Here is a 26,594-nt window from a genome sequence, read left to right as displayed (position 1 = left end):
GCCCTCCCCTGCATCCGCCAGGCTCGCCTGCACGTCAACTTCAGCCCTGTCTACGATCAATGGCCGTTTTCACCCCCGTAACCGAGCAAGACGCACGTGCGCTGCTGGCACTTTATGACCTGGGAGACCTGGTCTCGTTGCGGGGTATCACCGCCGGTATCGAAAACACGAACTACTTTCTGCACACCAGCAGCGGTGAGTATGTGCTGACGCTGTTCGAGGTGCTGACGCAGGAGCAATTGCCGTTTTACATCGAGCTGATGCACCACCTGGCGAGCCGCGGCATTCCGGTGCCCCAGCCCCAGACCCTGAAGGACGGCACCCGCCTCACGACGCTGCACGGCAAGCCGACCGCGATCGTGTCGCGGCTGCCGGGCGGCTACGAGCCGGCCCCGGGCCCGCGCCACTGCGCCCTGGCGGGCGCCACGCTGGCGCGCACGCACTTGGCCGGCCGCGATTACCCGCTGACCCAGCCGAACCTGCGCGGCCTGCCCTGGTGGGAACAGACCGCACCCAAGGTTTTGCCGTTTCTCACGCCCGAACAGAGTGCGCTGCTGCAGGACGAGCTGCGCGACCAACAGGCCGCGGCCGCCAGCGCGGCCTGGCAGCGCCTGCCGAGCGGCCCGGCGCATTGCGACCTCTTCCGCGACAACGTGCTGTTTGCCGGTACCTTCGACGATCCGCTCATGGGCGGGTTCATCGATTTCTATTTTGCCGGCTGTGACACCTGGCTGTTCGACGTGGCCGTCAGCGTGAACGACTGGTGCATCGTGCGCGAGACGGGCGAGTTTGTCCCCGAATTGGTGGACACCTGGCTGGCCGCCTATGCCGCCGTCCGCCCGTTCACCGACGAGGAGCGCGCGGCCTGGCCGACCATGCTGCGCGGCGCGGCGCTGCGGTTCTGGCTCTCGCGCCTTTACGACTTCTTCCTGCCGCGCCCGGCGCAGACGCTCAAGCCGCACGATCCCCGGCATTTCGAGCGAGTGTTGCAGGCGCGCCACCGTGCCACGCTTCCCGTCTTGCCCTGAAAGCTCAGCACGCCATAATGAATGTTGAACAAGCGTTCCGTCCCTAGCATTTTCTGACGAGACCTATGCAAGCCGCATCCCTCCCCGCATCCTATGGTTGGCAATGGGTCCGCGACGGCATGAAGCTGTTCGCGAAACAACCCCTCGCCATTTTCATCTGGGCCATGTTCGTGAGCCTGCTGGTGGTGTTCGCCATGGTGACGCCGCCCGTCGGCCCCCTTCTGTTCGTGGCCCTGATGCCCGCCATCACCGTCATGACGCTGGCCGCATGCAAGCACATCGACGCCGACCGCGTCATGCTGCCGTCGATGTGGCCCAAGGCGCTGCAGAAGCCGGGCGTCTTCCGCAAGCTTCTGGTGATGGGCCTGCTCTATGCCGTCGTGGCCCTGCTTGCCGGCATGGTCTCGTTTCTGCCGTTCATGGGCGCGCTCACCGAAGGCATGCGCGCCGCCTCCATCGAAAACGACCTGACACCGTTCATCATCGCGATGCGCGTGCCGCTGCTGATCTTCACGGTGCTTTACGTGATCATCGCGGCGCTCTTCTGGCATGCGCCGGTGCTGGTCGCCTGGCACGGCCTGCGTCTGCGCCAATCGCTGTTTTTCTCGGGCATTGCCTGCTGGCGCAACAAGTGGCCCTTCATGGTCTACGGCGCGGTGTGGGTGCTGATTTTCCTGTTCATCGACCTGTGCGCCGGCATTCTCGTGGCGATGGGCGCATCACCCACGCTGGCCAGCACGCTGCAGGTGCCCTTCAATATCGCGGCGGGCGGCATCCTGTATTGCAGCTTCTACCCTGCCTACACCTCCGTGTTCGGCATCGAGAATCCCCACACGGGTCTCGACCACGGCCACAGCGCGCACGCATAAGGCGGCGCGCCAGGGCCGCAGCCGGCGCACCACCCGGATCACGCGCCCGTCGCGGCCCACGAAAGCCACATCGATGGCATAGGCCATGCCGAAGGTGTGGATCATGCGGCAGGGCGCGATCCATACGCCGACACGCGGCCCCGGCGGCCGCCGGCGGCACAGCAGCCCGCAAAGCCGCCGCCACGGCGTGTGGGCCCGCCACAAGCGCAGCCGCGCGGCTTCGGCAAACCGAGCGGGCGCTGCGCCGGCTAACCGAAAGGGCGCTGCGCCGGCTGACCGAGCGCCCTCCGCGCCCGCCAGCCGAGCGGGCTCCGCGCCCTTCATTGCAGTAGCGGCAATAGCTGCCGCACGATCGGAAACGCCAGCACGATGAACGTGCAGGGAAAGATGCACGCCATCAGCGGCAACAGCATCTTGACGGGCGCCTGCATGGCCGCCTCTTCGGCCCGCTGAAAACTATCCGCCCGCTGCTGCGCGGACAGGCCGCGCAGCACGGGCCCCACACTCGCACCCAGGCGTTCGGCCTGCACCAGGGCCCCCACCCAGGCGCGCACACCGGGCGCCGCCAGATGCGTGGCCATACTCTCCAATGCCTGCTGGCGCGACACGCCCGTGCGCATATCGGCCAGGGCCGCCGACAGGCCATTACGCAGAACGCCCTTGGGCGCATGGTCATACATCAGACGCAACGCGCCGTTCAGGCTCAGCCCCGCCTCTACACACAGCACCATCAGGTCGAGCAGAAACGGCAGGTCGTGATCGGCACGCCGCCGCAGGTGTGCGCCTCGCCGCCACAACCACAGCAACGGCAGCACGCCCGCGACGACACCTGCCACCAGTCCGATCAGCAAGGCGCGCGGCAAGCCTGCCGCGCCGACGTCCGGTGCCGCGGCAGACTGGACGATCGGCGTAAGCGGCGCGACCGGCGTCATCAGGGCGCTGAACAGCCCCTGCACCGCCAGCATCGCCCCAAAAGTGCCCGCGGCCGCCGCCACCATGAAAGCCACCAGCAACGCCTCGGACACGTCGGACGAGACACCGGCGCGCAGCATCGCGCCCCGCAGCCGGTGACGCGCCTGCCAGGTCAGCCGGCGTTCGCACAGGTCAGCCACGCGCGACCAGAAGCGCCACGACAGGCGGCACCAACGCGGCAACTCGGCCGGTGCCGGCTTGCGCGGTGCGGGCCACGCCCGCCACACACGCCCGAGCGCGGCCGCCAACAACGCGGCACCCGCAGCGGCCAGGAGGCTCGCCATCACGGCTGACGGCGAGCCCATCATGTGGGAATTCGCAGAATGCGGCGGATCATCACCACGCCCACCGTCTCGAGGATGAGGAGCACACCCAGCACCAACCATCCCACCGGCGTCTGCCATAGCGGTGCGATCTCTTCAGGCTGGAGCTGATAAAGCGCGAAGCCCACCAGCAGCGGCATGCCGGCCAGCAGCGCCGCCTGCATGCGACCCTGCGCCGTCAGCGCGCGTAGCTTGCCCTGCAGTTGCAATCTCGCGCGCAGGGTGTGGGCGATGTTGTCGAGCGTCTCGGCCAGATTGCCGCCGCTGGCCGCGGCGACGCGCAGCGCTGCCGTAACCAGCACGGTCGACTCCGTCGGAATGCGATGACGCATGCGGTCCAGGGCCTGGTCGAATGGCACGCCGACACGCTGCTCGCGCAGCATCAGCCCGAACTCCTGTGCCAGCGGCGGCTCGCTCAGCTCCACGAGATGCCGCAGCGCGTGGTTAAGGCTCGCGCCCGCCCGCAGCGCGCCCGCCAACGACAGCAGCGCACCGGGAAGCTGGCGTTCGAATCGTTGCAGCCGGCGCTCGCGCGCCCGTTTGAGCAGACCCTGCGGCACCCGTTGCGCCGCCACCGCGGCCAACAAGGCGAGCACCGGCTCGCGGGTGAGCGCCAGCAGCGCGAGCCCGGTCAGCAGCGCCAGCATGACGCCCACGCCGAACAAGCGCGCGGGATCGATGAACAGGAACACCTCGGAAAGCCCGGTCTCGGCCGTGCGGGTGTAGGTGTCGCGATAGCGCTGCGCGGCCGGGCCGACCCACACGCTGGCCTGCCACGCCAGGCCGGCAGCGGCCAGCAATGCACCCGCGACGGCGAGCCAGACGAGCATGGATCAGGCCTCCCGCGCGTGCGCGCACGCCGCAGCCAGCCTCTGCGCGCCGCGCCAGTCAGCGGGCGTCATGGCCAGCGCATCGGTCTCGACGAAGCCCTGGCGCGCGTCGAACGCGAAGAGGGTTTGGGTTTGCACACAGCCGCTCTCCATGCCGGTCACCTCCACGATCTGGGTCACGACGCGTCTGCCCGAGGACAAGCGGCTCTGCTGCACGACCAGATCGATGCTCGATGCCACGTACTCACGGACCACCGATAGCGGCAGGTCGAGTCCGGCCATGAGGACCATGGATTCCAGTCGGCCCAGCGCATCACGCGGCGAATTGGCGTGCAAGGTGGTGAGCGAGCCTTCGTGGCCGGTGTTCATCGCGGTCAGCATGTCGAAGGCTTCCGCGCCACGGCATTCGCCCACGACGATACGGTCGGGGCGCATGCGCAGCGCGTTGCGCACCAGATCGCGGATCTCGACGCGCCCCCTGCCCTCGGCATTGCTCGGACGCGCTTCCAGCGCGACGCGATGCGCATGCGCGAGGCGGAGCTCGGCGGCGTCCTCGATCGTAATGACGCGCTCTCCCTCCGGGATGGCGTCGGAGAGCACGTTGAGCAGGGTGGTCTTGCCCGCGCCCGTGCCGCCCGACACGATGATGCTGCGGCGGCGATGGACCGCATGCGTCAGATAGTCGGCCATGGACTCGCTCAGGGCTTGCGCCGCCAGCAGGTCGGCCATTTGCCAATGGCGCTGCGGGAACTTTCGGATCGTGATCACGGCCCCGCCCAGCGCCACGGGCGGGATGACCGCATTGACGCGCGAGCCATCGGGCAAGCGCGCGTCGACCATGGGTGAGGATTCGTCGACCCGCCGGCCCAGGGGCGCCACGATGCGTTCGAGCACGCCGCGTACCGCGGCTTCGCCGCTGAACGCCACGCCGTGACGCGTCAGTCGGCCGCGCGACTCGATGTAGATGCAGTCGTGCCGGTTCACCATGATCTCGGTCACCTCGGGATCCGCAAGCAAGGCTTCCAGCGGGCCGAGGCCGAGCGCCTCGTCGAGCACATCCTGGGCCAACGCGGCGGGATCGACGTCCGCGTCCAACTCCGAACGCGCTTCGCTGATCAATTCGCGCAGGAGTTGAGCGGCCTGTTGCCGCAGCGCCGCATCGCTCATGCCGGATACGTCGCGCCGGCGCAGATCCAATCGCTCCAGCAGGGCGAGATGCAACCGGCGGCGCAGCTGGCGCGAGCCATTGAACGCCGCGTCATCGTGTTTGGCGGCCGGTGCTGCCGAGGGTATCGATGTGCCGTGAACCGACGCGCGCGCGCTATCTGACCGCAGCCCCGCCGCGTCAAGACCCGCGCGCTGCGCCGCCTCGAGACGAAGAGGCAGGCCCGGAGCGGGATCGGGTTCGCCGAGCCGGGGTGGCGCGTGGCCCCCGAGCGCCTGTGTGTGCCAAGCGGGATGCAGCGCCCCGCCCGGCTCCGCCCCCGACGGCAGGCTCGGCTCCCCACCGCGCTCGACCACCCGCGGGGCACTGGCAGCGCCGGCACCCGACGCGCTCGCGGGTGGCATGGTGAACGACGCTTCATCCGGTGTGGACGGTCCGCTCTGGCGCGGCACACCCGGGTCGGCGGGGGCCGGCGCCGGACCGGCGTTGCGCCCATGCATCAGGATTCGCAGGCGGCAGGCGCCGATGACGATGGCGTCATCGGTGTGCAGGGGGCCATAGGTGGCGACGCGCAAGCCATTGACGGTGGTTCCGAGCAGCGTACCCAGGTCTTCGACGAAGATCTCTTCGCCCTGGGCCGACAGGCGCGCATGATGCTTGCCCACGCGCCATCCGGTCAGGCGCAGGGTGCAGTCGTCTCCCCTGCCGATCAACACGGGCAAGGTAACCCGCTGCCGCTCGATCTGGCCGCTCTCGAAATGCAGCTGCAGCTCGATGAGATCGTGCGCGCTCATGGCCGCCCTCCGAGGGCTGCCGGACTCGCCACCCATTGGGAGCCGGGCCGAGCCTGGCGGCCACGTGCCGCCACGGGCTCATCGAGCCCCAACGGTGTGGGCTCGGGAAAGGCCGCTTGCAGCTGCCCCCGAGCGCGATGCAGGCGCCCGGCCTGCATCGGATGGTCGGGTCCCATGACCGTGGGCGTGACGAAGATCACGAGCTCGGTGTCGCGCCGCTCTTCACGCTGAATCGAAAAAAGCGCGCCCAGCACCGGAATGTCCGATAGCAAAGGCAGCCCTTGGCGCCGGCGCGAGGTCTCGCGCGAGAGAAATCCGCCGATCACGAGAGTGCGCCCGGATGGGACGTTGAACTCGGTGCTCGCACGACGCGTGCGCAGCGCCGGCCCGGCGGGCAAGGACAGCGCCGTGTCGATGGCACTGGCCTCCACCTCGATGCGGCAACGGATGCCGCCGTCGGGATCGATCTGCGGCGTGATGGTGAGCCCGACGCCGTAGGGCTTGAACTGGGTTTCGCTACGCCCGCCGTCCTGCGTGGAGGTGTAGGGAACCTCGCCACCCGCGAGAAAGTTGGCGGTGCTGCCGCTGCGCGCGATGAGCTGCGGCTGGGCCAACATGAGCGCATCGCCTCGTTCGGCCAGCGCGGCGAGGCGCGCGCCCACGCCCGCCTGCAGCAGCCAGTGGCGGGGCGAGGCGGCGGCTGATGACCCGGTGGGGTCGGCGAGCGCTCCGCCGACCGCGGCGGCGGCCGGATAGGTCCATTGCGCCCCCGTGCGCGGCGCGCTGGCCGACTGGACATCCCATGCCATGCCGAACTCGCGCAGGCGCGACCTGGGCAGTTCGACCACCTGGACGTCGAGCAGCACCATGTTGTCCCAGCCCACCTGGCCCGTGAAGTCGAGGATGCGCGGATAGCGCTGAGCCAGCGCGGCGATCCGGGTGCGGTCCGTGTCGGACAGCCCGTTGCCTTCGATGACGATGCTGTCGCCGGCGACGTTGGCCCTCGCGCCGGGAATGCGCTGAAGCAGCGCAGAGACCTCGGCCTCCATGCCCGCGAACCCCGCTGGCCTTACGTGCACCGTGTGAACCTGCGTCCGGTTACCGGTGCGCCATATCTGAACGGACGTCGTGCCCTCGCCGCGAGCGAAGAGCAGCACCTCCTTGCCCTCGACCGTCGTGGCCTGGACGACCTGGCCGCTTCCCACAGCCACGCGCGCAACCCCGGGCGCCGGGAGGCTATGGGTCTGTCCAACGTCGAGTGTGATTCTTTGCAGGTCTGCATGAGAAGGGTCCTGTTCGAGAGGGGACGGCATGGGGCCGGTGGCGGTGGCTTTTGCGCGGCCAGGCGTGCCCGCGGCATGGCTTGGCGAGCCGCCAGCCAGCGTGCAACTCAACAAAGCGGCGAGACAGGCACGCAAGGCGGGCCGTGTGTACGTGCCCGGCGGCATGTGCCGGACGACACGCCGGCGAGCGGCGTGATCAGGGCGCAGGGGTGCCATGACGGCGTCCTCCCGTGGGCAGGGACGAGAACGAGGATGCGCGCGAGGCCGGCAGCAGCGGCGCGACCTCGCCATCGCCCTCGGCCATCGCGGGCGCGCCTGCGACGCCGGTCTTCGGTGGCATCGCGCCCACCATGCCGGGCGCCTCGGCGTCGCCGTAGAGCACAGGCACGGGTGGCGCGGGCGGCTCCACCCGGGCGGGGAGCCCGAGCAAGGCGCCAAGATCGCTCGGGCCATCGGACTGCGCGACGGGGTCTTCGGGCAGCCGCAATACGGCAGTGAGCGCGCCGGCCTGCTTGGCCGCGATGACGCGCAGGGCCTCGCCGGGTGCGGCATCCAGCGTGAGTGCCTCCAGCGCGCCGTCTGCATCATTGACCGCAACCGCCATGACCCGGCCGGCACTGAGCAATGGCAGCGTGAAGGCGCGCGCCTCGTGCATGATGGAGACGAAGAGATCCAGCTGATCCCCGACGCGCAAAGGCCGGGGCAAGGCGTGAAAGTCGTGCACGGCAAGAGTGAGCGCGCGGCGCCCGGGCGCCAGTTGAGACGACAGAGAATCCGCGGCCGGTGTCTCGGTCATGCCGCGCAGAACGAGCTCGCCCGCGGCCACGGCGGAGCGCAGCTCGGTGTTCAACAGAAGATCGGCCTCGCTCGCGTCGAGCGCGCCTGTGGGCGTGTAGTCGAGCGCGACATCGCGTAGCGCGAGCATGTCGGCCGAAAGGCGCGTGCCCGCCGGAAGATCGCGAGCGGCGACCACGCGCCCGACCATCTGAATTTGATTCTGCCGCGCGAGCTCGTCTTCGCGTCGCGCGAGATGAGCCTGCACGGCCCAGGCCGCCGCCAGCCCGGCCGCGGCGGTGACCAGCCAGACGCCGTAGGCACTGCCATAGCGCAGGAATCGAGCGCGCAGGTTCATCGCGTGGCTCCTGCCAGATGCGGCGGTATTTGCGCAGGTACTTGTGGCGATGTTGGTGCCGGTATCTGTGCCGGTATCTGTGCCGGTACCTGTGCCGGTATCCGTGGCGGTACTTGCCGCATGGCCGAATGACCGCTCCCGGCTTGCGACCCGGCGGGCCGCGTGCGGCGCAGCCAGAGACCACTGGCGCCTGCGCCGCCCGCGGCCGTCGGGTTGATGACATAGGCGAGCGTTTCGCCTGCCCGCCAATGCTGTGCCGACCGTGCCTCGCTCGTGGGACCGCCGGGCACCGGCGCAGCTTGGACAGGCGCTTCCTCCTGCCAGCCCTGCGCGGCCAGACGCCGGCGGAAGGCCTGATCGAGGTGCTGCGCGGAGAGCGGTGAAGCCCAGACCTGCTGCTGCACCTCCTGCTCATCCTCGGTGAACGACACGTCCAGCAGCAGCTCGGACGACGGCAGAGCGAACTCCGCCGTGCCGACATCGCGGTGAGTGTGGGCCCGACGCGCGCTTGCCTCGCCCGGACCCGACATGGACGCCTGGCAGATGCTTGCGATCGAACCGACGCTGCCGCCGCCGTCCACCTGCGCCACGCTGATGCTCCGGGAGCAGACACCACCGACGGCCGCCAACGTGATGCGCTGCGGCTCGATATGCAGTTGGTTGAAGTCGGGATGGCGGGTCGCGACGTAGTCGAGCAGATCCGCGACATCATGCGCCGAACGAAACACCGCCATTCGGGCGGCTGCGCCGAACAAGCGTGCGCCTTCGCCCAGCACCACTACCTCGGTGGCCGCGGGCAGGGACGGCAACGCGGGCATCGCGCCCGCACGTGCGGCACTCGCCAGCATCACACCGATGACACCCACACACGCAACGGCGATGAGGACCGCGCGACGGCGTGCAGCATTCCGCCTCGCGCCTTGCATAAGGGTGGGATGCCGCGGCGCGCCCGGGCTCCCGGCGTGCCGCCCCGCATGCCTCGCTATCGGGCCGCGCGCGATGGTCATGGTTGCCCCCTGTCGCCCGGCGCACGGATCAGATCCGACCAGGGCGCCAGCCAATCGGTGTTGAGCTTGCGCGCGTGCCAGGGTTTGTCGACGGGCTCCCCGACCGCTGCCACCTGACGCGACAGCGCGATGCTGCGATCGGCGGCCGCCCGCCAAGCGCTGCGTGAGCGACCCAGACGCTGCTGCGTTTGTGGCATTCCCGGGGCATGCCCCGCGCGCGCAACGAGAAGCAGACGGCGCTGCGGCTGCGCGCTCGCAAAGCTGATTTCGTTGCCGGTGCCCGCCAGGCTCGCGGTGCGATGCGGCCCGCCACGCACGGCCGCGGGTACGGCCGGCAACGGCAGGCGCGCCCGTGCACCCATCATGCCTGGCGGCACGGCGAGCCAATCGGCCGCGATGGCACGCGCCGAGGGCACGAATGACGAAGGCATGCGGTGAGCTCGCGGTTCCGACGGCGGCACCGCCGTGCTCGGGCCCGGCGATGCGGCGCCTATGGCCTCGATCGCCACGGGCGACTTCGCACCTCTTGCGAACAGATGTGTCGCGGGTGCACCGGCAGCCAACGCGAAAGCGCCGAGCCGTGCCGCCTGATTTGCCTGAAAGGCACGCTCACGCATGTGGTGCAGATACTCGAACGCATGCCAGCACAGCACCAACAGCCCGCCAATGAGCAACATCTCGGTCAGCGCCTGGCCGCGCTGAGCACCGTGCCCATGGTGCCATCCTGGCGCCCGTGCGGGGGCAGAGACAACGCCATGAGGCCCGCCCGGCGGCATCATGCGCAAGGCCATCGTGCTCATGGCTGCGCCTTTGTGGCAGGCCGCGCGGGCGCGACGGACAGGCTGCCCGGCACCGCCACTCGCCGAGCCATCCAGTAAGGGCGCAACAAGGCCGACAGCTGCGCGGGCTCCAGCCCCTGACGTACGGGCGGCAGTGCGAGATACGCCTGTGCCGCCACCGTATGCGACAGCGGCATATCATCGAGCGCGGGCAAGCGCCAACGCCAGGCCAGCGAGGCAGGCGCGCCACCCGGGCGCGCGGCATCGCTCTGCGCCACGGCGCCCTGCACGCGGATGATGAGGGTGGGCCCTGCGGTATTGGATAGCCCATGCATGGCCGGCAGGCCTCGGCCCGGCAGTGCCCAGGACTCGGCAAAACCGCGCCACTGCGCCATCGGATTGCCGGACAGCAGCCGCGTGATGGGCCCGTGGCGCGCGATCTCGACGAGCCGCCAGCCGTTTTTGGCAGTGACGGCCGGCATGACGCGGTCGCCCCCCGCGCCGCCCACCTGCGCCCAGCCCATCGGGTACTCGCGGTGATAGCAGCCTCGCCACTTGTTGAATCGCAGCGAATGGAATGACTGCGTGTCCGCCGAAGCCCAGCGGCCGTCGCGGCCCAGCATGGTCTGGCCCATGCGCCGCAACTCATGGCGCATCCAGGGGCACCACTTGTAGACAATCCATGGACTGCGCTCGGTGCGATCCCGCGGGAACAGCAGGCCGTAACGACCCGCGGCGTCGAGCGCGAGAGGCCGCAAACCTTTGGATGAGCGCGCGTCGTGTTCGACGACAGTGCCGGCCCAGCCATCACGCAAAACCGAGAACGAGAGCGGAAGGCCACTATCGTCGTTGGCGCTGAGCACGGCCTGCACGATCTGATCACGCAGCGAGGGCGTGTCGCGCAGCTGGTGCCGCGCGGCCTGCAGCAGCACGTCGTGCACGATGGCATCGTGGCGCGTGGCCGCGGCGCGCACCGCCTCGGGCGACACACCGCCATCGCGGGCGCGGCCATACGCCCAACCGAAGCTGGGCCCGAACAAACCGCCGATGAGCGTGGCCGGCGGATTGCGCCGGCGGGACTGCCGTGCCTGCGTGCTGGCAAAGGCATTCCAGCTGGCCACGGTGGCGAGATGAGCAAGGGCCACCTGATGCGCGATCTGCGCCCGGTTGATGTAGGCGACCAGATTGAGCGCGCGCGCCTGCACCAGCGCGCCGCTATAGACCGCGGCGTCGGCCACGTGAACGAGCCGCGTGCTGGCGCCGGCGACGCGGCCGATGGCGGCGGAACCCGCCCAGGCCGCGGTGACGGCCGCCAGCAACACCAGGCCCAACACCAGCGCCTGGCCTTGCTCTGCGCCCGCCACCGGGCGCGCATCGATCACGATGATCACACGGGGCGTAGCCGTGACGCAGGACGTGCTCATTTGGCCGCCGCGGCGTTTCCGGTGTAGGCCTTGAGGGAACGCGACTTGGTCTGATCGGCCGCCTTGCCCGCCGCGCTCTGCGCCTGGCGCGCCTGCGCGGTGCCGTCTTCGCCCGCCAGCTCGCGTGCCATCGCGGCGGTCTGGGCGCGGACGACCTGACCGAATAGCTGGTAGACCGCGATCGCCGCGACCGCGATGAGCGCGACGATGACGATGTATTCGGTCATCGCCTGGCCGCGCTGACGAAGGGCGCGGCGCATTGGAAGGGAAGCTTGCATGGCACACCTCAGGAGAAGGATCGAGGTGCCAGGATGCCGCCGCGGATGAGTCCCCGACTATGCGTAGATACCGAGGCGGCACGGCCGGGCGGGCGTTCGGCCAAATAAAAACCCCTTGCCTGTAAAGGCAAGGGGTCGGCCGTCTGAATATGACGAAGCGACTTAGTCGCTGGTCTTATTTCTCGGCGGCATGAGTGATGGCATTACCGGCACGGGACACATCCTTTCCCATACCAGCCATCGTGTTGCAGCCTTGAAGTACGAATCCGAATACGACGAAGGCCGTCAGCACGATCTTGCTGCGCATACGTTAACGCTCCCTGAAAAGACAAACTCAGGCGATGCGCACGCGCAGTTCGCCCAAACCCTCGACGCCGCCCGTGATGACGTCGCCCTTGACCACCGCGCCCACCCCTTCGGGTGTGCCCGTGAAAATGATGTCGCCCGGCTGCAGTTCGAACAGGCCGGAGAGATACGAAATGCTCTCGGGAATGTTCCAGATCATCTGCGCCAGATCGCTCGATTGCTTGCGCGTGCCATTGACGTCGAGCCAGATCGCGCCCTTGTCGATCGTGCCGGTCACGCTGCGCGGATGCACCGGGCCAATCGGCGCGGAATGATCGAACGCCTTGCCCACTTCCCAAGGCCGGCCCTGCTTCTTGGCCTCGCCCTGCAGATCGCGGCGGGTCATGTCCAGACCGAGGGCATAGCCCCAGATGCAGTCATTGGCCTGATCGACCGGGATATCCTTGCCACCCTTGCCCAGCACCACGACCAGTTCCATTTCGTAGTGCAGATTGCTGGTCTTGGACGGGTACGGCATCTCGCCCGTTTCGCCATCGGCCACGGTCAGCAGCGCATCGGCGGGCTTGCAGAAGAAGAAAGGGTCTTCACGGCCGGTAAAGCCCATTTCCTTGGCGTGTTCGGCGTAGTTGCGGCCGACGCAATAGACGCGGCGCACCGGGAAGCTTGCGTTGCTGCCGGCCACGGGAACGGACGCGACGGGCGCGGGCTGAATGACGTATTCCATGTTCGAAAACCTCGGTGAGGCCACGGCCGGCGAGAGCCGCCCGCGGTCGGTAAACGATGGGGGTGGAGCAATGCGCGAGTGTATCCCGATTCGAGCGGCGGGCCGAAGCGCGCCAGCGCGGGTCGGTGCGCACGCAAAAAAAGCGGCGATTTCTCGCCGCTTTTTTTGACCAAAACCTGAATATCAGGCCTGGCCCTTGTTGTAGCGCTCGGCGCTCTTCACGATTTCTTCGTGAGCGGCGTCCACGCCCTTCCAACCCTTGACCTTCACCCACTTGCCCTTCTCGAGATCCTTGTAGTGCTCGAAGAAGTGCTGGATGCGGGCCACGTCTTCGGTGGGCAGATCCTCGTACGACTTGATGTTGCGGTACGGGGGGTACAGCTTTTCGATCGGCACGGCCAGCAGCTTGGCATCGCCGCCCGACTCGTCGTCCATTTCGAGCACGCCGATGGCGCGGCAACGCACGACGGCGCCGATCTGGATCGGGAACGGGGTCAGCACCAGCACGTCGGCGGGGTCACCATCGTCGGAGAGGGTCTGGGGGATGTAGCCGTAGTTGCACGGATAGTGCATGGCCGTCAGCATGAAGCGGTCCACGAAAATGGCGCCGGTGTCTTTGTCGACTTCGTACTTGACGGGATCGGCATTCATCGGGATTTCGATGATGACGTTGAAATCTTCCGGCAGCTTCTTGCCGGGCGCGACGCGATCGAGACTCATAGTGGAACCTTGCTTAGCGAGTAATGGGTCTGTGGAAAATCAGGCTTTGTCGTTCTTGCGGGCGGCCTCGCCCGGCGCCTGCCGCGCGCCGACCGGGTCGGCTTCAGCAGGCAGGCTGTGCAGCGGTGCCTCGAGGGCGGTCACCGGAATCGGAGCGCTGTCGAAGTAGTCTTCGATGTCGACCGCCGAGCGCACCGGCACGGCAGCTGCGGCAAGCTCCTCGGGCTGCGGCGCCGGCCGGCCGGCCGTACGCGCATCGGGATCGAGCACGTAGTCGACCGCGGAGGCCGCGACAACGGGCTCGCGATCCTCTGTGGCGGCGTCGGCGGCAGCGCCGGCGGACACCGCGCCGTAGTAATCGATATCCCCCGGCTCGTAGCCCCCTTCCGCGTCGAGGTGCGCAGGATCGGCACCCAGGTCGGCCGCCGGCAACGCGGCGTCGGTCGCCAGCACCGGCAACGCCATGCGGGCCGCGGTGGCCAGGCGCCAATGCCGCACGGCGTCCGCGGGACGATTCAGGCGGTCGTAGAGACTGCCCAGCAGCGCGTGGGTCTGGGGATCGTTGCGGCGCGCGAGGCTGCGCTGCAGATAGCGTTCGGCTTGACCCCAGAGTTGGCCGTTCAGACACAGCATGCCCAGCGCGCTGAGCAGATCGGTGTCGGTCGGGCGCTTCTGCAGCCAGGTCTCGGCCTTGGCCAGACGGCGCGGCACCTGCTCGGCATCGCAGCGGGCGTAAGCGGCCACCAGCACCGGGTCGAAGCGGGTTTCGATCGCGGCCTCGAGAATCTTGGCGGCGTCGTTGTGCTCGCCGGCGGCGTCGAACGCCTGCGATCCCACCAGCGCGATATTGGGCAGCAGGCGCTCTTCGGACTTGAGGTCTTTCCAGATGGCACGCCACTCGTCGGTGGCGATGCCGGCGCGCAAGCGCGCGGCGCCGGCCGTATCGATCAGCGATTCGGCTTCGGTCTTGGCCAGGGCGTTGCGGCGCGACAGGCCACGCGCCAGCACGAACACGCGCTCTTGATGGCCCAACGCGGTTTCGGCGCGCAGCAGCAGGCGCATGGTGTGCAGGTGGCGCGCGCCGCCGTCTTGCAGCGGTGCCAGCACCGCCAGTGCGCGCTCGGCCTCGCCCTGATCGAGCAGCATGTCGGCGGCAACCGTGGCCACGGCCTCGTGCAGACCGGCGTCGTCGCCCGCGTGTTCGCGGGCGGCCTCGAGCATGCGATCGCGGCGCTCGAATTCGCCGAGCCCGTGCGCGGCCCGTGCCGCCGACAAGGCGGCCAGGACACGGCGGCTACCCTCGCGGGTCTGGTCGAGCAGCTTGGTGAGGTCTTTTTCGGCGTGTGCGAAACGGCCTTCAAGCAGCTCGATCCAACCGCGTTCGAGGAGCTCGTGGTCGCGCGCCTGGGCGCGGCGGCCGCGCCAGGCACGCAGACGATGCGGAATCGCCAGCAGCCAGGCCAGCACCCGCAGACCGACGTAGAGAACGACGAAGGCGGCGACCAGCAGCAAGACGGCCAGGGTAAGCGAAAGCTCGATCCGCCACGGCGAAACGAGGATCAGCACATTGCCGGGATGGGCGCGCAGCGTGACCGCCAGCGCGACGGCCACCACGGCCAACAGCAGGGTCCAGAACCAGGTACGCATGCGTCAGTCCTGCCCGTCGTCAGTCTTGAACCCCGCCGCGCGCAGGGCGGCGATGTTGTTCAGGCTGTCGGCCACGTCGGGCACGCGCACGGCGATGTCCGTCTGGGCCAGATCACGCGCGAGCGTGAGGGCGGCCTGCGTGTCGGCGGCACGGCCGTCGAAGTATCGGGACAGCGTGTCGGCGACCGTCTCGAGCTCACTCTTCCAGACGGTGGATTGACGCATCAGCATGGACAGTTGCACGGTCAGCAGACGCTGGCGCAGGGTCGAACGGACCTGCTCGGCCTGCTCGGGCGACAGCAGCAGCGCGGCGGGCGCATCGGCGCGTTGCACCGAAATCAGATCGCCGAGTTCGTGGGCGAGCGCGGATCCCGCCCGGCCCGGCCAGGACGTGATCTCGGCACGCCAGCGCTCCCACCAGGCCGCGTCGGCCGGCAACGCCGGCGCGCTGGCCGCGGGCACCGGCACGCGCGCGGCGGCCGGGGTATCGGTGGTGCCATTGGGCGCGGCGGCGTCGGGCACGAGCAGCGGCGCGCGGTTCACGAGCGCCACCAGACGCTCGATGCGAGCCGATTGACCGGGGATGTCGACCGTGGGCACCGCACGCAGGCGATCGAGATCGCCATTGAGGCTTTGCTGCAGGCTGGCGAAACGCGGACGGTCGGCGCGGGCAAGCCGGCCCTGGGCCGTCTCGAGCGCGACAATCGCGTTACCGACATTACCGGCCAGACGCAGTTGCTGGCTGGCGATCGTCACGAGTCGCTCGATGTCGTTGGCCAGCATTTCGTCGCTGGTGCCGTCGTTCAGGTTCTGCAGCGCCTGCTGCAGCGTCTGGGCCTGACTCTGCGCCTCGCGCACACGCGTCTCGAGCTCGGCGACCTTGCCCGCCTGGGCCTGGGCCAGCGCCAGCGCCTCGCGCGTGTCGTTGCGGGATTGGGTGAGGTCGCGCGTGAGCTGGTCGAGTCGGGCGGCGACTTCGCGGCCGGACGACATGAATTGCTTGCGCTGGGCCCACAGACCGGCGCCCAGGGCGCCTGCCAGAATGACCACGATGATGAAGGCGGTGATCAACGTGCCGCCGGTCCGCTTGCCGCGAGCCGGTTTGGCACGCTGGGACGTTGATACGTCTGGCGTCGCAGCACTCTCGCCAGGACGGGCCGGCACGGGTGCCGGCGGTATAGAAGAGGTGTTGTCTGTCATGACGCGATTGTATTCGGTGATGGCCTAAAACGACGATTCAACCAGCAACAAAAGCCGCGAATATCGCCTCATCGGCAGGTATGCAATCTTTTACCAGAGCCCCGTTCCAGCCGCCACCGGCCAGCGTTTGCGCCAACGAGGGGTGCGTGACCACCGCCCTGCCGCGCAGCCACCACGCGCGTACGCCGGCACGATCGATGTTGGCGGCGACCGCCGCGATGCCCTCGCCGCTGGTCAGAAGCCAGGTGTGAGGACGATCCTGCACGGCCCACTCCTGCAATAGCGCCAGCCGGGCGTCGTCCCACTCGCAGGGCACACGACGATAGATGGCGCACGGCACCACCTCCGCCCCGGCCTCGCGCAAGCGCTCCGCCAGCCACTCGCGCCCTTCGGTGCCGCGCACGATCAACACGCGGCGCGGCATGGGCCGCTGCCGCAGCAGTTCCCAGAGCGCTTCGGAATCGTGCCGCGGGGCCGCCGCGGGCGGATGAATCACTGTTGTATTCGTGCCAAAAAGGCCGGATTCGTGCAGCGCGACCGCGCTGGCCGGCCCGACGGTGGCCGCCGCCGTCGCCGCCGGCCAAGCCGACGCGCCCTGGGCGCGCCACGCATCGAAAAACAGCCGGGCCGCATTGCCGCTGACAAACACCACGAGATCGAAGTCGGCCGGCTCCGGCAGAGGCGACTGCCGCGGCATCGGCGCCAGCGCGAGCGCCGGCCAGCCGTGCGTGCGCCAGCCCGCGGCGTCCAGGCGAGCCGCCAGCGTGTCGTTGCGGCCATCCGGCCGCGTCAGGATCGCGAGAGGCGCCATCGAAAACTCCAGCATGCGAACAGACCGGCTCGCGCCCTGAGCGCGAGCCGTGGTGTTACTGCGGGTCTGATTCGGGGCGCAGCAGCTCGGCCAGGATCTGGTCGGCGCCGCCCGTCAGCAGTTCGCGTGCCGCGGTCAGGCCGATGCCCTCGGCCTGGGCCGGAAGCCCGCGGTGTTCGGCACGCACGATGCGCTGTCCGTCGGGCGAAGCCACGAGCGCGCGCAGATGCAGGGAGTCGCCTTCGATCTCGGCGTAGGCGGCCAACGGCACCTGGCAGGAACCGCCCAGCTCGCGCGAGACCGCGCGCTCGGCCGTGACGCACGCCGTGGTGGCGGCACAGGCCAGCGGCGCCAGCCAGGCCTGCATGTCGGCCCGGTCGGCGCGGATCTCGATGCCGAGCGCGCCCTGGCCGGCGGCCGGCAGGCTGTCGATCGGATCGAGGCGGCCCCGGATGCGCGACAGCAGCCCGAGACGCTCGAGCCCGGCGGCGGCCAGCACGATGGCGGCATAGTCACCGTTATCGAGCTTGCCCAGGCGGGTATCGAGGTTGCCACGCAGCGGCTTGACGACCAGATGCGGAAACTGCGCGCGGATCTGGGATTCGCGGCGCAGGCTCGACGTGCCCACGACGGCGCCGGCCGGCAGGGAAGCCAGGTCGGGATAGTCGTTGGACACGAAGGCGTCACGCGGGTCGGCACGCTCGAGCACGGTCGACAGCGCGAACGGCGCATGGAGGTCGACCGGGACATCCTTGAGCGAATGGACGGCCAGATCGGCGCGTCCATCGAGGAGCGCCGTTTCGAGCTCTTTGACGAACAGCCCTTTGCCACCGACCTTGGACAGGGTGCGATCCAGAATCTGGTCGCCGCGGGTGGTGAGGGTGAGGAGTTCGACTTCGCACGCGGGGTACAGCGTGCGAAGCCGATCACGTACGTGCTCGGCTTGCCACAGGGCAAGCCGGCTCGCACGGGTCGCGATGACCAGGCGTTGCGGATCGGGCACGACGAACGTCAGATGAACGACGAGACGACGATCGAAACAACCACGCCGATGATGGCGAGGACGAACAGGCCCTGCAGGAGGCTCAGGCCGGATTCGGTTTGTTGGGCGTTTTGGGTCCTACGCAGACTCATGTGCGGATTCCTTGGAGGCGGTTTTTTTGCGGCTTGCGATCCACCGTCCCAGGACAATGACCAGCACCGCGCCGATAACTTCAGCGGCAATTTTAACCGTCTGCGGCTGCTCGCCAAATTGACGCACGACAAACACGTCGGTAATCAGCATGCCACCGGCGATCCAGCCCAGCAGCGCGGCGCCGAACGTGACGACCAGAGGATAGCGGTCGATCAGCTTCAGAACCAGCGTGCTGCCCCAGATGATGATGGGCACGCTCACGACCAGGCCGAAGATCACCAGGCCGAGCTGGTGGGCTTCGTCGGCGCCCTGCGCGGCGCCGGCAATGGCGATGACGTTGTCCAGGCTCATCACGAAGTCGGCCACGATGATGGTCTTGATGGCCGCGATGATGGACGTGCCGCCCTGGACGTTGCCGTGGGCGTCGTCCTCGGGCACCAGCAGCTTGACGCCGATCCAGAGCAGCAGCAGACCGCCGACGACCTTCAGGAAGGGGATGTTCAGCAAAGTGAGTGCGAAGGCGATCAGCACGACGCGCAGAATGATGGCGCCTGCGGTGCCCCACAGGATGCCTTGCATGCGCTGCTTGGGCGCCAGGTTGCGACAAGCCAATGCGATGACAACGGCGTTATCGCCGCCGAGCAGGATGTCGATCAGGATGATCTGGAAGACCGCCGACCAGCTCAGCGTTTGGAAAAACTCGAGCACTTTGTAAACCCCTAACGGTGTTATGTATGGATATTCCGACTTCCGGAACGCCGGGCAATCCACCCGGGCGTCCGTCCCCATTCCGACGTAGGGAAAGGGATCGGCGCAGCCCGTTATTGTAGTTCAGCTTTGCGTCATTAAGTTGGCGCAAAGCTTTGATTCAGCTTGCATTCAGCTTCGTTGCTGGCGCAACAAAAACAGCTTGCCGAGGGCCAGAACAACCACCGCGCCGACGACACCGGTAAGCATCGCGAAGTGATGTTGAGACATGCCCAACGCGGCATCGATGCGCGCCACGGGCTCCTGCAAAACAGGGTCACCGACCAGCAGTTCGCCCGCGATGAAGCCGAGCAATGCCGCGCCCACCCATACGATGACGGGGAAGCGTTCAATGACTTTAAGGAGGAGCGTGCTGCCGAAGATGACGAGCGGAATGCTGATGGCAAGACCCAGCACCAGGAGCGTGGTATCACCCATGGCGGCGGCGGCCACGGCCACGACGTTGTCGAGGCTCATCACCAGGTCGGCGATCATGATGGTGCGGATGGCGGCCATGAGGCCTCCGTGCTCTTTACCCGCTCCGTCTTCGTCGCCCTCGGGCAACAGCAGCGTCACGCCGATATAGACCAGAAGCAGCGCACCGACCAGCTTGAGCCAGGGCAGCATCAGCAGTTTGGCGGCGACCAGGGTCAGCACGATACGCATGATGATCGCGGCGGCGGAGCCGACGACGATCGCTTTCTTTTGTTGTTGCGGGGGCAACGATCTGGCGGCCAGTGCGATGACGACGGCGTTGTCGCCCGACAGCAGAATGTTGACCCAAATGATCTGGAGCAGTGCGATCCAGAATGCTGCAGAACTGAGTTCCATGCCTCTCTTTCCTAGATGATCCCCTAGGTTTTATGGGTGGAAGGTGCCCAGCATGCACGGGCCGCCGTCTTGTCCAGCGCGAGCCGGACGGCAATTGTTATGGGTGCATGGGAGGGATAGGGAGAATGCCCTACCCTTTCATTATAGTTTCGCCAATCTGTCCACAGCCTTTCAGCGCGCACCACCCACACACATCCTCGGGAAATCCCCGATACCGCCGTCGCCCACGCCTCGCAAGGCGAAAAAAAACCCGCCTGTGAAGGCGGGTTTCCTGGAGCTGGGATCGATCCAGCCAGCGCTTTACAGCACCGACTTGAGCAGCTTGCCCATTTCCGACGGATTGCGCGTGGTACGGATACCGCACGCTTCCATCACTTCCAGCTTGGCGTCGGCCGTGTCGGCGCCGCCCGAGATCAGCGCGCCGGCGTGGCCCATGCGCTTGCCCGGAGGGGCGGTGACACCCGCGATGAAGCCGACGACCGGCTTCTTCATGTTGTCCTTGGCCCACTGAGCGGCGTTGACTTCGTCCGGACCGCCGATTTCGCCGATCATGATGACGGCGTCGGTGTCGGGATCGTCATTGAACAGCTTCAGGACGTCGACGTGCTTCAGGCCGTTGATGGGATCGCCACCAATACCGACGGCGCTCGACTGACCCAGACCCAGTTCGGTCACTTGAGCCACGGCTTCGTACGTCAGGGTGCCGGAGCGGCTGACGATGCCGATGCGGCCCTTGCGGTGAATGTGGCCCGGCATGATGCCGATCTTGATTTCGTCGGGGGTGATCAGACCCGGGCAGTTCGGGCCCAGCAGCAGCGTCTTGCTGCCCTTGGCCTTCATGCGGTTGCGCAGCTCGAGCATGTCACGGACGGGGATGCCTTCGGTGATGCAGATCGCCAGATCCAGTTCGGCCTCGACGGCTTCCCAGATGGCGGCGGCAGCGCCCGCGGGCGGCACGTAGATCACCGACACGGTGGCGCCGGTGTCTTGCTTGGCGTCCTTGACGGAGGCGTAGATAGGGATACCTTCGAAGTCTTCCCCGGCCTTCTTGGGGTTCACGCCGGCCACGAAGGCGGCTTTGCCATTGGCGTACTCACGGCACATACGGGTGTGGAACTGGCCCGTCTTGCCCGTGATGCCCTGGGTGATGACTTTGGTGTCCTTGTTGATCAGAATCGACATTTGTGAATCCTTGGCAATTTTTTACTTGGCAGCGGCGACAACTTGGGTCGCGGCTTCGGCCATCGTGTCAGCGCTGATGATGGGCAGGCCCGATTCGGCCAGCATCTTCTTGCCGAGCTCTTCGTTGGTGCCCTTCATGCGGACGACCAGCGGCACGCTCAGGTTGACGGCCTTGCACGCGGCGATCACGCCTTCGGCAATGACGTCGCAGCGCATGATGCCGCCGAAGATGTTGACCAGAATGGCCTTCACGCCCTTGTTCTTGAGCATGATCTTGAAGGCTTCGGTGACCTTCTCGGCCGTGGCGCCACCGCCCACGTCCAGGAAGTTGGCCGGCTCGCCGCCGAACAGCTTGATGGTGTCCATGGTGGCCATGGCCAGACCGGCGCCGTTCACCAGGCAGCCGATGTTGCCGTCGAGCTGGATGTAGGCCAGGTCGAACTTGCTGGCTTCGATTTCAGCGGGGTCTTCTTCGTCGAGGTCGCGGTAAGCCACGATTTCCGGGTGACGGAAAAGGGCGTTCGAGTCGAAGTTGAACTTCGCGTCCAGGGCGATGATGTTGCCCTTGCTGTCGCGGTTCAGCGGGTTGATTTCGACCAGCGAGGCATCGGTGTCCATGTAGCACTTGTAGAGCTTCTGGAACACGTCGACGGCCTGGGCGGTCGAGTCGGCGGGCAGGCCGATCGCATTGGCGATCTTGGTGGCTTGTTCGGCGGTCAGGCCGGCCAGCGGATCGATGTATTCGGTGATGATCTTTTCGGGCGTGGAGTGAGCCACTTCCTCGATGTCCATGCCGCCTTCGCTGGAGGCGATGAAGGCAACGCTCTGCGTGGCACGGTCGGTGACCAGCGAGACGTAGTATTCCTTCTGGATGTCGGCGCCGTCTTCGATGTACAGGCGACGAACCTTCTGACCTTCGGGGCCGGTCTGATGCGTGATCAGCTGCATGCCCAGGATTTCGGAGGCCAGCTTGCGCACGTCGTCGAGCGAGCGTGCCAGCTTGACGCCACCACCCTTGCCGCGGCCGCCCGCGTGAATTTGTGCCTTGACGACCCAGACCGGTCCACCCAGCTTTTCAGCGGCAGCCACAGCCTCGTCGACGGAAAGAGCGGGAATACCGCGGGGCACGGGGACGCCAAATTGCTTCAGCAGTTCCTTGCCTTGATACTCGTGGATTTTCATGTGTTACCTGTCAGGACGTATGAGAAAAAGAGGGTGAATCGGAAACCGCAGCGACCGTTTCGCCTTGTGCCTCGCCCGTATACCACTGAGGGTAATAGGCGAGCACGACCGGGCCATCGGTACGCAGCGCATGGCAGCCGTCCAGCTGGAACGGACGCCGCTCCGGATTACTGGCACTGTTCTGGCGCCGCCGGCCGGCCATCATCTGGACGGCCGCCGTCGGCAAGACCTGCGAGAGCTCGGTCATGTGCGTACAGCCCGCGACATGACCGAAGCGCTCTTTCACCTGGCGCCGAAACCCCTTGAGCAGGTTCATTCCGACCAGGTCCTCGTAGGCGTCAGCGATCGCCATACAGGACCCGCCGTAAGGCGCGGCATCGTAGGCAGCGACCGCCGCGACGATGCTGTAGTCGTCGTCGATGGTGATGCGCAGATGCATGTGGTGGATGGGGTCGCCCGCCTTGAAGGTTTCGCCGTCACGCGTAAGGAAGTCGTATCCCTTCACGTCGATGAGCTCGGCCTCGAGATCCCATAAGCCGTCGTCGCGCCCATAGCACTGCACGCGGATGGACCGCGTGTGTAGGGGTTGGCGCGAAACTTCTGACAATGGCAAGGGCATAACGAACGGGCCTGCTGGCACGACTTTGACGCAAGGCAGCAAAACCAACAAAGTATAACGCAGCCCTTCCGCATCCCGGCGTCTTATCTCGCCGCGCCGCGCTCACCCCGCGCACCCGCACAAAAAACCGCCGGCGCGCTCCGAGAGGCGCCGGCGGCGGTCATTGCGGCGTGGTAAGGGCGCCCGGCAGAGGCGGCCTCTCCGCGCCTAGCCCCTACTGCCTGAAGGGTTTTAAACCGCGTCGCGCAGCGTGCGCGCCGCCTGGACCATGCTCAGCAGCGCCGCCTCGGTTTCGGGCCAGGCGCGCGTCTTCAGGCCGCAATCCGGATTGACCCACAGCCGCTCTTTCGGCAGCCGGCTCGCGGCCTTCTGCATCAGACCCACCATCCACGAGACCTCGGGCACATTCGGCGAGTGAATGTCGTATACCCCCGGACCGATGTCATTGGGATAGCGGAAGTCTTCGAAGGCCTTGAGCAGCTCCATGTTGGAGCGCGAGGTCTCGATGGTGATCACGTCGGCATCCATCGCGGCAATCGACTGGATGATGTCGTTGAACTCGGCGTAGCACATATGGGTGTGGATCTGCGTCTCGTCCCTCACGCCAGCGGTGCTCAGGCGGAAGCAGTCGACGGCCCAATCCAGATAGGCGTTCCAGTCGGCGCGGCGCAACGGCAGACCTTCCCGGATCGCCGGCTCGTCGATCTGTATGACCTTGATGCCCGCCTTTTCGAGGTCGACCACTTCGTCGCGCAACGCCAGCGCCAGTTGCCGGCAGGTGGCCTCACGCGGCTGGTCGTCGCGCACGAACGACCACTGCAGAATCGTGACGGGGCCGGTCAGCATGCCCTTGACCGGTTTGTCGGTGAGCGACTGGGCATACGACGACCACCCGACCGTCATCGGTGCCGGACGCGCCACGTCGCCGAAGATAATGGGCGGCTTGACGCAGCGGGAGCCGTAGCTTTGCACCCAGCCGTTCTTCGTGAAGGCAAACCCGGCCAAGAGCTCACCGAAGTACTCGACCATGTCGTTGCGTTCCGGCTCGCCGTGCACCAGCACGTCCAGGCCGACCTTCTCCTGGAAGCGAATGACCTGCTCGATTTCCTTGCGGATCGCCGCCTCGTAGGCCGCGTCCGTGAGCGCCCCCGCCTTCCAGTCGCGGCGCAGCGCGCGAATCTCGGCCGTTTGCGGGAACGAGCCGATCGTGGTGGTGGGAAACGCCGGCAGGTCGAGGTCCGCCTGCTGCCGCGCGATCCGCTCGGTGAACGGCGCCCGGGTGCGGCTGACCTCTGCGGCGGCTGTCATCCGGCGGGCGACCGCGGGGTTGTGGATGCGGGGCGACGCCGCCCGGGCCGCCAAGGCCGCACGCTGCCCGGCGAGCGCCTGGCCGACCGCCGCGTCGGCGTCGCCCTGCAGGGCCCGACCCAGCAGGTTCAGCTCTTGGAGCTTTTGCGCGGCGAAGGAGAGCCAGCTTTTGAGTTCAGGGTCGAGGTCGGTTTCGTGGGCCAGGTCGACCGGCACATGCAGTAGCGACGAAGCCGGCGCCAGCCACAGGCGTTCGCCCAGTTGCTGCCTCACGGGCGCGAGCATCTTCAGCACGGCGTCCAGATCGGTGCGCCAGATGTTGCGGCCGCTGATCACGCCAGCCGACAGCACCTGGCCGTCGCGCATGCCGGCGACGACGTCGGCCAGTTGCGCTGGCGCCCGGACCAGATCGATGTGCAGGCCCGCGACGGGCAGACCGAGCGCCGTCTGCAGATTGTCTTTCAGGCCCTCGAAGTAGGTGGTGAGCATCAGCTTGACCGGCGCGCCGGTAAGCGCGGCATAGACCCGCGCGTAGGCATCGCGCCAGGCTTGGGGCAGATCGAGCGCGAGAATGGGCTCGTCGATCTGGACCCACTCCACGCCCTGGGCCCCGAACCGCTGCAGCACCTCGAGGTACACAGGTAGCAGCGCGTCGACCAACTCCAGCTTCGCGACGCTGCCCGGCCCCTCGAACGCATCCCCTTTGCCCAGCCACAGCCACGTCAGCGGGCCCGGAATGACGGGCTTCGCGGCATAGCCCAGCGCCTGCGCCTCGTTGACCTGGGCGAACAGGTCTTCGCGCGCGACGCGGAAGGTCTGGCCGGGCGCCAGCTCCGGGACGATGTAGTGGTAGTTGGTGTCGAACCACTTGGTCATCTCGCAGGCGGCGGCCGGTTTGCCGCTCGGCGCCCGCCCCCGGCCCATGCGGAACAGGGTATCCAGCGAGACCGGCTCATGTTCGGGCTGGCCAAAGCGGGCAGGCACCGCCCCGAGGAGCGTCGTCCATTCGAGAATATGGTCGTACCAGGCGAAGTCTCCCACCGGCACGAACTTCAGACCGTTGGACGCCTGCAGACGCCAATGCTCGGCGCGCAGGGCGCGACCCGTGTCGCGCAGCGACGCCGCGTCCTGCTGCCCGGCCCAATAGGCCTCGACAGCGCGCTTGAGCTCACGCTGAGCCCCCACGCGAGGGAAACCCAGGTTATGAATGATGGTCATGGGATCGCACCCTTACACAAGTTTGGTTCATGGTAAGGCCGTATTCTGCAACCAGTTCAACGTGAGCCAAAATCAATCTCTACATACATTTGTTGAATTTTGCTCATGGTTGAGCGATCATCCCGCCATCGTTCGACGCGCCGCCTCTCCGATGCTAGAAATCCGCCACCTCGAAACCCTGTCCGCAATCCGGGACGGAGGCAGTCTTCAGGAGGCAGCCGAACGGCTGCACCTGACGCAGTCGGCCTTGTCGCACCAGCTTCGGGATCTTGAAACCCGTCTGGGAACACAGCTGCTCAATCGGCGTACGCGGCCGGCTCGCCTCACCACGGCGGGCTTGAGGGTGCTGGCCTTGGCCGACGAGGTGCTGCCACGCATGCGCGCCACCGAACGCGAACTGCAGCGCCTTGCAGCCGGGCGCACCGGTCGGCTGCATCTGGCTATCGACTGCCATTCCTGCTTTCAATGGCTGATGCCGGCGCTCGATGAGTTTCGCGCGCAGTGGCCGGAGGTCGCGCTGGATCTGTCGGCGGCATTCTCGTTCGCACCACTGCCGGCGCTGGTGCGCGGTGACCTGGATCTCGTGATCACGTCCGACCCGCAGCCGCTCGACGCGGTGAGCTACCTGCCGCTCTTCAAGTACGAGCTCGTGCTGGCCGTGTCCGAGGCCAATCCGCTCGCCACCAGCCGCAACATCCTGCCCTCGCAGCTGGTGGACCAGACGCTCATCACCTATCCCGTCGACCGGCAACGGCTGGACGTGTTTACGGCCTTTCTGGATCCCGCCGATGTCGAGCCCGCGCACATTCGCCGTGCCGAGCTCACGCCGATCATTGCGCAGCTGGTGGCCAGCAATCGCGGCGTGGCCGCGCTGCCCAACTGGGCACTGGCCGAGTATCTGAATCAGGGCTGGCTACGCGTCTGCCACCTGGGCCCTCAGGGCGTGTGGCGCACGCTTTACGCGGCGGTGCGCGCGGAAGACAGCGACACCTCGTACATCAGCGAATTTCTGGGCATTGCGCGCAACACCTGCTTCAGCACACTCAACGGCATCAAGTCGGCCAAGAGCTGATCGGACGT

Annotated in this window: 26 protein-coding genes and 1 pseudogene; 3 read left to right on the top strand and 24 right to left on the bottom strand. The window is 67.3% G+C overall.

Annotation, left to right across the window (positions count from 1 at the left end; genetic code table 11):
• Window positions 1-59: 59 nt before the first annotated feature.
• The gene (locus CEK29_RS07475) at window positions 60-1,028 is read left to right on the top strand and encodes a homoserine kinase (protein WP_094857724.1); all 969 of its coding nucleotides are present in this window, start codon (window positions 60-62) and stop codon (window positions 1,026-1,028) included.
• A gap of 65 nt (window positions 1,029-1,093) precedes the next feature.
• Window positions 1,094-1,897, top strand: coding sequence for a BPSS1780 family membrane protein (locus tag CEK29_RS24075; RefSeq protein ID WP_249279049.1), 804 nt, complete (start codon window positions 1,094-1,096; stop codon window positions 1,895-1,897).
• Between the two features lie 6 nt (window positions 1,898-1,903).
• Here the strand turns inward: CEK29_RS24075 and CEK29_RS07465 are convergent.
• The 24 genes and pseudogenes from CEK29_RS07465 to metE form a co-directional block, all read right to left on the bottom strand.
• A pseudogene (locus CEK29_RS07465) lies at window positions 1,904-2,221 on the bottom strand (DUF192 domain-containing protein); the annotation flags it as partial.
• Window positions 2,218-3,177 carry a type II secretion system F family protein gene (locus CEK29_RS07460; RefSeq protein WP_255176094.1) on the bottom strand — a complete coding sequence of 320 codons (960 nt, stop codon included), beginning with the start codon at window positions 3,175-3,177 and terminating at the stop codon, window positions 2,218-2,220. The pseudogene CEK29_RS07465 and the gene CEK29_RS07460, both read right to left, overlap by 4 nt.
• On the bottom strand, window positions 3,174-4,022 hold the full coding sequence (locus CEK29_RS07455; protein ID WP_094800324.1) for a type II secretion system F family protein: 849 nt from the start codon (window positions 4,020-4,022) through the stop codon (window positions 3,174-3,176). Before CEK29_RS07455 ends, CEK29_RS07460 begins: the two co-directional genes overlap by 4 nt.
• Before the next feature lie 3 nt (window positions 4,023-4,025).
• Complete coding sequence (locus CEK29_RS07450) at window positions 4,026-5,981, bottom strand: ATPase, T2SS/T4P/T4SS family (RefSeq protein ID WP_176456851.1); 1,956 nt, start codon at window positions 5,979-5,981, stop codon at window positions 4,026-4,028.
• Window positions 5,978-7,294, bottom strand: coding sequence for a type II and III secretion system protein family protein (locus tag CEK29_RS07445; RefSeq protein WP_094857721.1), 1,317 nt, complete (start codon window positions 7,292-7,294; stop codon window positions 5,978-5,980). Before CEK29_RS07445 ends, CEK29_RS07450 begins: the two co-directional genes overlap by 4 nt.
• Before the next feature lie 166 nt (window positions 7,295-7,460).
• Window positions 7,461-8,396, bottom strand: a complete 936-nt coding sequence (gene cpaB / locus CEK29_RS07440) for a Flp pilus assembly protein CpaB (RefSeq protein ID WP_094857720.1) — start codon at window positions 8,394-8,396, stop codon at window positions 7,461-7,463.
• A complete protein-coding gene (locus CEK29_RS07435) occupies window positions 8,393-9,262 on the bottom strand; it encodes a hypothetical protein (RefSeq protein ID WP_217903863.1) in 870 nt (289 codons plus the stop codon). Before CEK29_RS07435 ends, cpaB begins: the two co-directional genes overlap by 4 nt.
• 137 nt (window positions 9,263-9,399) lie before the next feature.
• The gene (locus tag CEK29_RS07430; protein WP_141218317.1) at window positions 9,400-10,194 is read right to left on the bottom strand and encodes a hypothetical protein; all 795 of its coding nucleotides are present in this window, start codon (window positions 10,192-10,194) and stop codon (window positions 9,400-9,402) included.
• Between the two features lie 5 nt (window positions 10,195-10,199).
• Window positions 10,200-11,606 (bottom strand): hypothetical protein, encoded by a 1,407-nt coding sequence (locus CEK29_RS07425; RefSeq protein ID WP_094857717.1) that lies wholly within the window; start codon window positions 11,604-11,606, stop codon window positions 10,200-10,202.
• On the bottom strand, window positions 11,603-11,884 hold the full coding sequence (locus CEK29_RS07420; RefSeq protein ID WP_432759237.1) for a hypothetical protein: 282 nt from the start codon (window positions 11,882-11,884) through the stop codon (window positions 11,603-11,605). Before CEK29_RS07420 ends, CEK29_RS07425 begins: the two co-directional genes overlap by 4 nt.
• Window positions 11,885-12,059: 175 nt before the next feature.
• Complete coding sequence (locus tag CEK29_RS07415; protein ID WP_094800340.1) at window positions 12,060-12,191, bottom strand: entericidin A/B family lipoprotein; 132 nt, start codon at window positions 12,189-12,191, stop codon at window positions 12,060-12,062.
• Window positions 12,192-12,218: 27 nt separating this feature from the next.
• On the bottom strand, window positions 12,219-12,914 hold the full coding sequence (locus tag CEK29_RS07410; RefSeq protein WP_094857716.1) for a fumarylacetoacetate hydrolase family protein: 696 nt from the start codon (window positions 12,912-12,914) through the stop codon (window positions 12,219-12,221).
• Window positions 12,915-13,097: 183 nt separating this feature from the next.
• Window positions 13,098-13,634 carry an inorganic diphosphatase gene (ppa, locus tag CEK29_RS07405; RefSeq protein ID WP_094800344.1) on the bottom strand — a complete coding sequence of 179 codons (537 nt, stop codon included), beginning with the start codon at window positions 13,632-13,634 and terminating at the stop codon, window positions 13,098-13,100.
• Between the two features lie 39 nt (window positions 13,635-13,673).
• Window positions 13,674-15,281, bottom strand: coding sequence for a heme biosynthesis HemY N-terminal domain-containing protein (locus tag CEK29_RS07400; RefSeq protein ID WP_094800346.1), 1,608 nt, complete (start codon window positions 15,279-15,281; stop codon window positions 13,674-13,676).
• 3 nt (window positions 15,282-15,284) lie between these two features.
• Window positions 15,285-16,481 carry a uroporphyrinogen-III C-methyltransferase gene (locus CEK29_RS07395; RefSeq protein WP_094857715.1) on the bottom strand — a complete coding sequence of 399 codons (1,197 nt, stop codon included), beginning with the start codon at window positions 16,479-16,481 and terminating at the stop codon, window positions 15,285-15,287.
• 37 nt (window positions 16,482-16,518) lie between these two features.
• The gene (locus CEK29_RS07390) at window positions 16,519-17,292 is read right to left on the bottom strand and encodes a uroporphyrinogen-III synthase (protein WP_094857714.1); all 774 of its coding nucleotides are present in this window, start codon (window positions 17,290-17,292) and stop codon (window positions 16,519-16,521) included.
• A 55-nt stretch (window positions 17,293-17,347) separates the two neighbouring features.
• On the bottom strand, window positions 17,348-18,295 hold the full coding sequence (gene hemC, locus CEK29_RS07385; protein ID WP_094800352.1) for a hydroxymethylbilane synthase: 948 nt from the start codon (window positions 18,293-18,295) through the stop codon (window positions 17,348-17,350).
• 8 nt (window positions 18,296-18,303) lie between these two features.
• Window positions 18,304-18,426, bottom strand: a complete 123-nt coding sequence (locus CEK29_RS24070; protein WP_255176093.1) for a hypothetical protein — start codon at window positions 18,424-18,426, stop codon at window positions 18,304-18,306.
• The gene (locus CEK29_RS07380; RefSeq protein ID WP_094800354.1) at window positions 18,413-19,135 is read right to left on the bottom strand and encodes a TerC family protein; all 723 of its coding nucleotides are present in this window, start codon (window positions 19,133-19,135) and stop codon (window positions 18,413-18,415) included. Before CEK29_RS07380 ends, CEK29_RS24070 begins: the two co-directional genes overlap by 14 nt.
• Before the next feature lie 171 nt (window positions 19,136-19,306).
• Window positions 19,307-20,005: a TerC family protein gene (locus tag CEK29_RS07375; RefSeq protein WP_094857713.1), complete on the bottom strand. Its 699-nt coding sequence runs from the start codon at window positions 20,003-20,005 to the stop codon at window positions 19,307-19,309.
• Window positions 20,006-20,305: 300 nt separating this feature from the next.
• Window positions 20,306-21,187 (bottom strand): succinate--CoA ligase subunit alpha, encoded by an 882-nt coding sequence (gene sucD / locus CEK29_RS07370; RefSeq protein ID WP_094800358.1) that lies wholly within the window; start codon window positions 21,185-21,187, stop codon window positions 20,306-20,308.
• A 21-nt stretch (window positions 21,188-21,208) separates the two neighbouring features.
• Complete coding sequence (sucC, locus tag CEK29_RS07365; RefSeq protein ID WP_094800360.1) at window positions 21,209-22,369, bottom strand: ADP-forming succinate--CoA ligase subunit beta; 1,161 nt, start codon at window positions 22,367-22,369, stop codon at window positions 21,209-21,211.
• Between the two features lie 10 nt (window positions 22,370-22,379).
• Window positions 22,380-22,988 (bottom strand): DUF2889 domain-containing protein, encoded by a 609-nt coding sequence (locus CEK29_RS07360; protein ID WP_094800362.1) that lies wholly within the window; start codon window positions 22,986-22,988, stop codon window positions 22,380-22,382.
• Window positions 22,989-23,219: 231 nt separating this feature from the next.
• Window positions 23,220-25,514, bottom strand: a complete 2,295-nt coding sequence (gene metE, locus CEK29_RS07355) for a 5-methyltetrahydropteroyltriglutamate--homocysteine S-methyltransferase (RefSeq protein WP_094857712.1) — start codon at window positions 25,512-25,514, stop codon at window positions 23,220-23,222.
• A gap of 151 nt (window positions 25,515-25,665) precedes the next feature.
• On the opposite strand from metE, the gene CEK29_RS07350 reads away from it, so the two are divergent.
• A complete protein-coding gene (locus CEK29_RS07350; RefSeq protein ID WP_094857990.1) occupies window positions 25,666-26,586 on the top strand; it encodes a LysR family transcriptional regulator in 921 nt (306 codons plus the stop codon).
• Window positions 26,587-26,594: the final 8 nt, after the last annotated feature.

Source organism: Bordetella genomosp. 5, from assembly GCF_002261475.1.
Lineage (GTDB): Bacteria > Pseudomonadota > Gammaproteobacteria > Burkholderiales > Burkholderiaceae_B > Bordetella.
This window is presented reverse-complemented; position numbering and strand designations above follow the sequence as displayed.

What these genes read in the sequence shown, in the direction of transcription:
- CEK29_RS07475 (WP_094857724.1), top strand. Translation starts at nt 60, where the DNA reads ATGGCCGTTTTCACCCCCGTAACCGAGCAAGACGCACGTGCGCTGCTG.
- CEK29_RS24075 (WP_249279049.1), top strand. Translation starts at nt 1,094, where the DNA reads ATGCAAGCCGCATCCCTCCCCGCATCCTATGGTTGGCAATGGGTCCGC.
- CEK29_RS07460 (WP_255176094.1), bottom strand. Translation starts at nt 3,177, where the DNA reads ATGATGGGCTCGCCGTCAGCCGTGATGGCGAGCCTCCTGGCCGCTGCG.
- CEK29_RS07455 (WP_094800324.1), bottom strand. Translation starts at nt 4,022, where the DNA reads ATGCTCGTCTGGCTCGCCGTCGCGGGTGCATTGCTGGCCGCTGCCGGC.
- CEK29_RS07450 (WP_176456851.1), bottom strand. Translation starts at nt 5,981, where the DNA reads ATGAGCGCGCACGATCTCATCGAGCTGCAGCTGCATTTCGAGAGCGGC.
- CEK29_RS07445 (WP_094857721.1), bottom strand. Translation starts at nt 7,294, where the DNA reads ATGCCGTCCCCTCTCGAACAGGACCCTTCTCATGCAGACCTGCAAAGA.
- cpaB (WP_094857720.1), bottom strand. Translation starts at nt 8,396, where the DNA reads ATGAACCTGCGCGCTCGATTCCTGCGCTATGGCAGTGCCTACGGCGTC.
- CEK29_RS07430 (WP_141218317.1), bottom strand. Translation starts at nt 10,194, where the DNA reads ATGGCCTTGCGCATGATGCCGCCGGGCGGGCCTCATGGCGTTGTCTCT.
- CEK29_RS07425 (WP_094857717.1), bottom strand. Translation starts at nt 11,606, where the DNA reads ATGAGCACGTCCTGCGTCACGGCTACGCCCCGTGTGATCATCGTGATC.
- CEK29_RS07420 (WP_432759237.1), bottom strand. Translation starts at nt 11,884, where the DNA reads ATGCAAGCTTCCCTTCCAATGCGCCGCGCCCTTCGTCAGCGCGGCCAG.
- CEK29_RS07415 (WP_094800340.1), bottom strand. Translation starts at nt 12,191, where the DNA reads ATGCGCAGCAAGATCGTGCTGACGGCCTTCGTCGTATTCGGATTCGTA.
- CEK29_RS07410 (WP_094857716.1), bottom strand. Translation starts at nt 12,914, where the DNA reads ATGGAATACGTCATTCAGCCCGCGCCCGTCGCGTCCGTTCCCGTGGCC.
- ppa (WP_094800344.1), bottom strand. Translation starts at nt 13,634, where the DNA reads ATGAGTCTCGATCGCGTCGCGCCCGGCAAGAAGCTGCCGGAAGATTTC.
- CEK29_RS07400 (WP_094800346.1), bottom strand. Translation starts at nt 15,281, where the DNA reads ATGCGTACCTGGTTCTGGACCCTGCTGTTGGCCGTGGTGGCCGTCGCG.
- CEK29_RS07395 (WP_094857715.1), bottom strand. Translation starts at nt 16,481, where the DNA reads ATGACAGACAACACCTCTTCTATACCGCCGGCACCCGTGCCGGCCCGT.
- CEK29_RS07390 (WP_094857714.1), bottom strand. Translation starts at nt 17,292, where the DNA reads ATGGCGCCTCTCGCGATCCTGACGCGGCCGGATGGCCGCAACGACACG.
- CEK29_RS24070 (WP_255176093.1), bottom strand. Translation starts at nt 18,426, where the DNA reads ATGAGTCTGCGTAGGACCCAAAACGCCCAACAAACCGAATCCGGCCTG.
- CEK29_RS07375 (WP_094857713.1), bottom strand. Translation starts at nt 20,005, where the DNA reads ATGGAACTCAGTTCTGCAGCATTCTGGATCGCACTGCTCCAGATCATT.
- sucD (WP_094800358.1), bottom strand. Translation starts at nt 21,187, where the DNA reads ATGTCGATTCTGATCAACAAGGACACCAAAGTCATCACCCAGGGCATC.
- sucC (WP_094800360.1), bottom strand. Translation starts at nt 22,369, where the DNA reads ATGAAAATCCACGAGTATCAAGGCAAGGAACTGCTGAAGCAATTTGGC.
- CEK29_RS07360 (WP_094800362.1), bottom strand. Translation starts at nt 22,988, where the DNA reads ATGCCCTTGCCATTGTCAGAAGTTTCGCGCCAACCCCTACACACGCGG.
- metE (WP_094857712.1), bottom strand. Translation starts at nt 25,514, where the DNA reads ATGACCATCATTCATAACCTGGGTTTCCCTCGCGTGGGGGCTCAGCGT.
- CEK29_RS07350 (WP_094857990.1), top strand. Translation starts at nt 25,666, where the DNA reads ATGCTAGAAATCCGCCACCTCGAAACCCTGTCCGCAATCCGGGACGGA.